Raw genomic sequence first — 8,070 nt, 5'->3', positions numbered from 1 at the left:
AAAAAGGCCATGCGCGGCGTTGCAAAGCCTTGTCGGGGGCCTACCCCGACGGCGTTTTGCGCCTTGCTCATGGCCTTTTTGGCTCGCAACGCATCCTTCAATATTAGTGTGAACAGGCCCTAGCCAGCAGCATTTTCAATGGCCGACTAAAGATTTATGAAGACGACGATCAAGTTGGTGGTGCGTGATTGGGACTACATGGTTCCCCTGGCGCTGGGCGATGTTCGCTCAAGCGACTTCGAGATCGAAGTTCATCGCGTAGGGACCGTGCCCGACGATCTGGCAACCAACCCGCGCTACGACGCTGGTGAGATGTCTTTCAGCCGCTACGCCCTGGCGCGCGCACGGGGCGATACGTCGATCGTTGGGGTGCCTCACTTCTTGATGCGGGCATTCCGCCACCGCTGCATCATTACCTCCGCCCACAGCCCCCTCACAGAAGTCCAGCAACTGGCCGGTAAGCGGATCGGGCTGACCGGCTGGCAGGACTCTGGCAACGTGTGGACCCGGGCGATCCTGCGGCAAGTGGGCATCGGCGTTGAAGACGCCCAATGGTTCGTGGGGCGCCTGACGGCAGAACACCCCATCGTGGATCGCCTGAACGGCTATGGCAGGCCTGGCCGCATCGAGGCGGTCCCGGGGGAGCGCCCCATGGTCGAACTCTTGCGAACGGGCGAACTGGACGCCGTTTTCACGCCCTTTATGCCTCCGGGTTTCTTCAATCCTGACTCCGGGCTCAGGCAATTGCTACCGCACTGCCGGCAAACAGAAGTCGGCTACTTCAAGTCGACGGGTTACGTGCCCGGTATTCACGTACTGGGCATCAAACCCGCCGTGGTGGCGGCGCACCCGGGCTTGCCGCATGCGCTTAGTGAGTTGCTCGACGAATCATCCAGGATTTGGTTGGAGAAGCGCCAGAAATACGCGGACACCACGCCCTGGATCATCGACGAGCTGCAACAGACGGCACGGGATCTTCCCGCCTCATGGAATCGCAATGGCTACCGCGAAAACGAACAGATGATCACCGATTTCGGCAGGGAACTTCACGCCCAGAAAATCACCCGGAAGTGTCTTTCGGCCCGGGAGCTGTTCCCGTCCATATCCCGATAGCGCCTCTGTTAACGACCTCGGAAAAGGAATCCATGATGAAAGCTGCACTGGGCCAATTTGCCGTCAGCCGTGAGTGGCAGAAAAATGCCGAAATCTGTCTTGACCTGATGGCAGAGGCGAAAAGCAGGGGGGCTGACCTCCTCGTATTGCCAGAAGGCATCCTGGCACGCGACATTGCCGATCCGGATCTGGTCCGCAAGGCGGCACAGCCGCTCGACGGCCCCTTCGTGACGCAGCTGCTGGAGGCCAGCCGCGGTTCCGAATTGACCGTGATGATGTGCGTGCATATTCCGTTTCCGGATGGCCGGATCGGGAACATCCTGATCGCCATTCGCGATGGGAAAATTCTGGCGCAGTACCAGAAGCTTCATCTTTACGACGCTTTTTCCATGAAGGAGTCAACCAATGTCACGCCGGGAGACGAGATTCCAGCCCTGGTCGAGGTGGCCGGCCTGAAAGTAGGCCTGATGACCTGCTACGACGTGCGTTTCCCCGAATTGGCCAGACGCCTTGCGCTCGATGGCGCCGACGTGTTGGTGCTGCCTGCAGCCTGGGTCAAAGGCCCGCTCAAGGAGGCGCATTGGGACGTGCTGGTCACCGCGCGTGCGCTCGAAAACACCTGCTATGTCGTGGCCACTGGCGAATGCGGCGAGCGCAATATCGGCCACAGCATGGTGGTCGATCCCTTAGGGGTTGCCGTGGCACGTGCTGCTGAAGCGCCAGCCCTGATTTTTGCGGATATCGATCCGGCACGAATCGCGTATGCCCGCAAGGTCTTGCCGGTTCTTGAGAATCGCCGCTTTGAGACGCCGGAGCTTAAAAAAGCCACGCCTGCCGCGTGAGGCAAGCCACCTGTGCCAGACCAGGCGCTCACCACCCTTGCTTTCCTCAGGTCTTGGACGACGGCTCGGCGGCCAGGGCCGGCTTGTCGCGCCGGCGCAGCTTGCCGGCGATGCGCCGGATGAGGTGCTCCAGGTCATCGAGGTAGGTGAACACCACCGGCACCACCAGCAGGCTCAGCACGGTCGAGGTGATCAGTCCGCCGATCACCGCAATCGACATCGGCGAGCGAAAGCTCGGGTCGGCCTGGCCGAAGCCGATGGCGATCGGCAGCATGCCGGCGCCCATGGCGATGGTGGTCATGATGATGGGCCGCGCGCGCTTGTGGCAGGCGTCGAGCAGCGCGTCCCAGCGCGAGAGGCCGCGGTCGCGGCGCGCGACGATGGCGTACTCCACCAGCAGGATAGAGTTCTTGGTCGCAATGCCCATCAGCATGATCAGGCCGATCAGCGAGGGCATGGAAAAACTCTTCTGCGCGATCAGCAGGCCCACGAAGGCGCCGCCCAGCGCCAGCGGCAGCGCGCACAGGATGGTCACCGGGTGCAGGAAGTCCTTGAACAGCAGCACCAGCACGATGTAGATGCACAGCACGCCGGTCAGCATGGCCAGCCCGAAGCTGGCAAACAGCTCGCCCATCACCTCGGCATCGCCGATCTCGATCACCTTGACGCCGGGGGGCAGGTTTCTGATGGACGGCAGCTGCTGCACGGCGGCTGCCACGTCGCCCAGCGGCAGGCCGGAGAGCTCGATCTGGAAGTTGATGTTGCGCGAGCGGTCGTAGCGGTCGATCACGGCCGGGCCACCGGTCATCTCCAGCGTGGCGACCTGGCCCAGCATCACCGGCCCGCGCAGGCCCGGCACGGCCAGGCGTTCCAGCACGCTGAGGTCCTTGCGCGCCGCCTCGTCCAGCTTCACCACGATGGGCACCTGGCGCTGTGACAGGTTGAGCTTGGGCAGCGAAGTGTCGTAGTCACCCACGGTGGCGATGCGCAGGGTCTCGCCGATGGCGGCGCTGGTCACGCCGAGGTCGGCCGCGCGCGCGAAGTCGGGGCGCACCGCGATCTCGGGCCGGATCAGGCTGGCCGTGGAGGCCACGCTGCCCAGGCCGGCAATCGTGCGCAGGTCTTTTTCCACCGCGAACGCGGCGGCTTGCAGGGCGTTGGGGTCTTCGCCGGTGAGCACCAGAATGTAGGCTTCGCCCGAACCTCCGAGGCCGACCTTGCTGCGCACGCCGGGCAGGGGTTCCAGCGCGGCGCGAATCTTGTTCTCGATGCCCTGCTTTCTCGGCCGCTTGGTGCGCTCGGCCAGCAGGATGGTCAGCGTGGCCTTGCGGGCCTCGGCCGCGCCCTGCGGCGCGAACGGGTCGCCGCCCGCGCTGCCGCCGCCTATGGTGGTGTAGACGCTTTTCACATGCTCGACCTGGCTGATCATCAGGCGTGCCTGTTCGGCGGCCACCCTGGTTTGCGCCAGGGTCGAGCCTGGCGCCAGCTCCAGGTAGACCTGGGTCTGCGAGTTGTCGTCGGGCGGAATGAAGCCGGTGGGCAGCAGCGGGATCAGGGCCAGCGAGCCGAGGAAGAACAGGGTCGAGAAGATCATCGTCATCACGCGGTGCTTCATGCTCCAGTTCACGCAGCGCATGTAGACCGTCAACCAGCGCGGGTCCCGGTGTTCGCCCACGATGGGTTTGAGCATGTAGGCCGCCATCATGGGGGTGAGCACACGCGCCACCACCAGCGAAGCAAACACCGCGAGCGAGGCGGTCCAGCCGAACTGCTTGAAGAACTTGCCGGCCACGCCGCTCATGAAGGCCGTGGGCAGGAACACCGCGATCAGCGTGAAGGTGGTGGCGATCACGGCCAGGCCGATTTCGTCGGCGGCCTCCATGGCGGCCTGGTAAGGGGTCTTGCCCATGCGCAGATGCCGCACGATGTTTTCCACCTCCACAATCGCGTCGTCGACCAGAATGCCGATGACCAGCGACAGTGCCAGCAAGGTCACCACGTTGACCGAAAAGCCCAGCAAATACATGCCGGTGAAGGCCGGGATCACCGACATCGGCAGCGCGATGGCGGAGACAAAGGTGGCGCGCCAGTCGCGCAGAAACAGCCAGACCACCAGCACCGCGAGAATCGCGCCCTCGTAGAGCAGGAGCAGCGAGCCGTCGTACTCTTCCTCGACCGGCGTGACAAAGTTGAAGGACTCGGTCAACTCCAGGTCCGGGTTCTGGGCCTTGAATTCGGCCAGCGCCTTCTGCACGGCGGCGCCCACGCTGACTTCGCTTTCGCCACGGCTGCGCGCCACCTCGAAGCCCACCACCGGCTTGCCGTTGAGCAGCGCGGCCGCGCGCGGCTCGGCCGAGGTGTCGCTGACATCCGCGACCTGGTCGAGGCGGATGCGCCGCCCGTCGCTCAGTGCCAGCTCCAGTTTGGCAATTTCCTGTGCGGTTTTCACGGTGGCCAGGGTGCGCACCGGTTGCTCGCCGCCCCCCACATCGGTGCGGCCACCGGCACTTTCGGTCTGCACCTGGCGCAGCTGGTGCGAGATGTCGGCGGCAGTCGCGCCCAGCGCCTGCAGCCGCGACGGGTCCAGCGCCACGCGGATCTCGCGGCTCACGCCGCCGACGCGGTTGACGGCGCCGACACCGCGCACCGCCAGCAGCCTGCGCGAGATGTCGTTGTCGACAAACCAGGACAGCGCCTCTTCGTCCATGCGGGCCGAGCGGATGGTGAAGGCCAGCACCGGCTGGCTGGCCAGGTCCATCTTGGTGACCACCGGGTCGCGCAGGTCGCCGGGCAGGTCGCCGCGCACGCGCGAGATCGCCGAACGCACATCGTCCACCGCTTCCTGCACCGGTTTTTCGAGGCGGAATTCAGCCGTGACGGTCACGCCGCCGTCCTGCACCTTGGTGTGGATGTGCTTGAGGCCCTGCAGCGTGGCGATCGCGTTTTCCAGCTTGCGCGCCACATCGGTTTCGAGCTGGGCCGGCGCCGCGCCGGGCAGCGAGGCCGAGACGCTGACCGTGGGCAGGTCAATGTCGGGGAAGTTCTGCACCTTCATCGCCTTGAAGGAGAGCAGCCCGGCAAAACTCAGCAGCACGAACAGCATGACCGCTGGAATCGGGTTTTTGATCGACCAGGAGGAGACGTTCAGCATGAAAGTCACTCCTTATTTTGTAGCTGCTGACGCAGGTGTAACAGGGGCTGTGGCCTGATTTGGCTGTGCATCGGCAATGCGGACCAGATCGCCGTCGTTGAGGAAGCCGGCACCCTGGACCACCAGCCGCGCGTCGGCGTTCAGGCCGCCGGTGATCTCGACGCGGTCGGCGGCCAGGCGGCCGGTCTGCACCTTGACCTGGCTCACGCGGTTGTCGGGGCCCAGGCGGTAAACATAGCTGAAACCGTCGCGCACCACCACGGCAGCCTGCGGCACCGTGAGTGCGCTGGTGTTGCCCAGATCAAACTCGCCGCGTGCGAACATCCCGGCTTTTGCTGCCCCCACGCTTGTCGCTTCGCGTGCCTCCGGCGTTGCGCTGCCCCTTTCACGACGTATAGGGGCTAATTTTCCTTGGGGCGGCCCGGCGGAAAATTTTGGGGCCTCTGTGCTGGTCGCTGCGTTGCCTGGCAGCGGGGTGAGGTCCACATAAACCAGCGCCGCGCGGGTCTGCGGATCGACCGTGGGGCCTATCATGCGCACCCGGCCTGCCAGCCGCGCACCGCTGGCGGCCGTGACCTGCGCCGTCGTGCCCTTGGTGATGCGGCCCAGTTCGGCCGAGGTCACTTCGGCGCGCCATTCGAGCCGGCCCTGGCGGATCAGGCGAAACAGCTCGGTGCCCGAGGCCAGCACGGCGCCCACGGTGGCGGTACGCGCCGAGATCACGCCATGGTCAGGCGCCAGCACCTGCGTTTGCGTGAGCCTAGCCTGTTGTGTCTGGAACGCCGCCCGCGCCACTTCGACACGCGCCTTGGCGGTCTGCTCGGCCGTCAGGTACTGGTTGATCTGCGAGGCGCTCAGTGCGCCGCTGGTCTGCAGGGTGCGGGCACGCTCGGCGTTGGCCGCGGCGTCGGCGGCGTTGGCTTCGGCCTCCATCAGGCTGGCGCGGGCCTGCGCCAGGTCGGCACGCACGGTGTCGGGTGCGAAGGTGGCCAGCACCTGGCCCTTGCGCACGCTGTCGCCGACGTTGACATGCACCTCGGTCAGCCGCAGGCCGTTGGCCTCGGTGCCCACGCTGGCTTCCTGCCAGGCCGTGATGTTGCCATTGGCCGCGAGCTTGACCGGCAGGCGCACCTGTTGCGGCTGGGCCGTGGTCACCGTGAGCGCGGGCTTGGGTGGTGCCGCATTCGCACTCGCGGAGGCGCTTCCGGACCGGGATGAGAAAGCAAACAGCGCGACCACGGTGATGGTGCTGACAGCTATCAAAGTAATAGCAATTGGGTTGGATTTGAAGCTTTTCATAAGGCTGGGTCAATCATCAAATTCGGCAATGGTCGGGGCCCGGCTTATTGCGGCAAGGCCGCGGGGGTCGCAGAGGTGCCGAGCGCTTCGTCATGGGCAGCCACGGGGGCGCTGCGGTCCCAGCCGCCTCCGACGGCACGGTACAGCGCAACCCAGGCGGTAAGCCGCTCGCGCTGCAGCAGGAGCAGCGAGGTTTCAGCCGCCAGCCGGGTGCGGCGTGCGTCTTCCAGCTCCACCAGGCTGGCCAGGCCGCTCTTGTAGCGGGCCTCGGTGCCGGTGAAGGAGGCGCGGTAGTTTTCGGCGGCAACCCGGGCATCGTCCTGGCGGCTGCCGGTGCTGTCCAGGTTGACCAGGGCTTCTTCCACTTCGCGCACCGCCTGCCGGACCGTGCCGCGGTACTGGGCTACGGCCTCCTCGTACCGGGCACGGCTGGCCTGAAGCTCGGCCGCGTGGGCGCCCCCGTCGAACAGGGGAATGGCCAGGGTCAGCGGACCAAACGACCAGGTGCTGAAGTCCTGGGTAACACCGCGGGACCGGATCCGGGAGCTGCCCACCGATCCGCTCAGGCTCAGGTGCGGATAGCGCTGCACCTGCGCGTGGCCGACATCCGCGCTGGCCGCATGGACTTCCCGCTCGGCGTTGAACACGTCGGGGCGCTGTGCCAGTGCCTGGGCCGGCACACTTGCTATGGAAATGGGAGCTTCTTGCGCAGGTGTTGCAACGGGTACGGCCATTTTTTCTCTTAAATCCGGCTCTGTCCATGCCGTCAATGCGACCAGGGCCTTGATGTCCAGGTCGCAGCGGGCGCGCTGCTGTGTTGCCAGGCTGTTGCCTTCCGCCGCGCTGGCGCGGGCCAGCGCGGCGGTGGCGGGGGCCGTGAAACCGGCCTGTGCGCTGAGGTCGGACAGGCGTGCGGTTTCTGCCCGCGACAACGCATCGGCGCGCGCCACGGTCAGCAGCTGGTGGCAGGTTCTAAGGCTGTAGTACTGGTTGGCCACCTCGGCGGCGACCGAGACGCGGGCGTCATGCCACTGGGCCTGCGCGCCTTCGAATCTGGCCTGTGCCGCATCCCGGGCGGCCTGGCGGCCGCCAAACAGGTCCAGTTCCCAGGACGCCTGCAAATGGGCCTCTGCCGTCGTCGTGATGGCGGGCGGTGTCGCTGCTCCGGCCATTTGCGCGCGGCTGCGCGTGGCGCTGAGGGAGGCATCGAGCGAGGGCAGCAAGGCCGCGCCGGCCGTCACGCGGGTGGCGCGGGACAGCTCGATGCGCGAGCGGGCCGAGGCGACCGAGGGGCTGGCAGCTTGCGCGGCCTCGATCAGCGCCACCAGCAGCGGGTCCTTGTGCTGCTGCCACCACTGGGAGAGGTCGGTCAGCGTGCCCTGGTGCGGCAAGGGGGCTTGCCATTGAGCCGCAGGAGGCGCTGAAACCGACGCGGGCGGCCCCTGGGTGGCGCAGGCAGCGAGCCAGAAGGGGACGCAGCTCAGAGCGATCAGACGCAGTTTTCTCATCGTTTCTTTCCCTAGGGCCTGCTCACACTGATACTGGAGGTGCGAAGGGGTTCCATCGGGCGCAAATCAAGGCGCCTGCTGCCGCCCGCACTGATGTGCGGGCAAGGTAGGCAACGCCGAGTTGCGCCCGATGGGACCCCTTCCCTTCGGGTTGCGA

At 65.9% G+C, this 8,070-nt stretch carries 5 protein-coding genes; 2 read left to right on the top strand and 3 right to left on the bottom strand.

Features of this window, described 5'->3' with window-relative positions; genetic code table 11:
• Positions 1-156: 156 nt before the first annotated feature.
• Together V6M61_RS12920 and V6M61_RS12915 are read left to right on the top strand one after the other, a co-directional pair.
• Complete coding sequence (locus tag V6M61_RS12920; RefSeq protein ID WP_332776981.1) at positions 157-1,113, top strand: nitrate ABC transporter substrate-binding protein; 957 nt, start codon at positions 157-159, stop codon at positions 1,111-1,113.
• A 32-nt stretch (positions 1,114-1,145) separates the two neighbouring features.
• Positions 1,146-1,955: a deaminated glutathione amidase gene (locus V6M61_RS12915; RefSeq protein WP_332776983.1), complete on the top strand. Its 810-nt coding sequence runs from the start codon at positions 1,146-1,148 to the stop codon at positions 1,953-1,955.
• Positions 1,956-2,001: 46 nt separating this feature from the next.
• On the opposite strand, the gene V6M61_RS12910 is transcribed toward V6M61_RS12915, so the two are convergent.
• The 3 genes from V6M61_RS12910 to V6M61_RS12900 are packed head-to-tail and all read right to left on the bottom strand — an operon-like array spanning position 2,002 to position 7,913.
• Positions 2,002-5,103, bottom strand: coding sequence for an efflux RND transporter permease subunit (locus V6M61_RS12910; RefSeq protein WP_332776982.1), 3,102 nt, complete (start codon positions 5,101-5,103; stop codon positions 2,002-2,004).
• 15 nt (positions 5,104-5,118) lie between these two features.
• Entirely contained in the window at positions 5,119-6,405 is a 1,287-nt protein-coding gene (locus V6M61_RS12905) for an efflux RND transporter periplasmic adaptor subunit (RefSeq protein WP_332776980.1), read from the bottom strand.
• Between the two features lie 44 nt (positions 6,406-6,449).
• Positions 6,450-7,913, bottom strand: a complete 1,464-nt coding sequence (locus V6M61_RS12900) for an efflux transporter outer membrane subunit (RefSeq protein WP_332776979.1) — start codon at positions 7,911-7,913, stop codon at positions 6,450-6,452.
• Between the last annotated feature and the right edge of the window lie 157 nt (positions 7,914-8,070).

Origin of the sequence: Polaromonas sp. (assembly GCF_036676035.1) — a bacterium.
GTDB lineage: Bacteria > Pseudomonadota > Gammaproteobacteria > Burkholderiales > Burkholderiaceae_C > Polaromonas.
The sequence above is the reverse complement of the archived record's forward strand: the minus strand, read 5'-3'. Positions and strand labels throughout refer to the sequence as shown.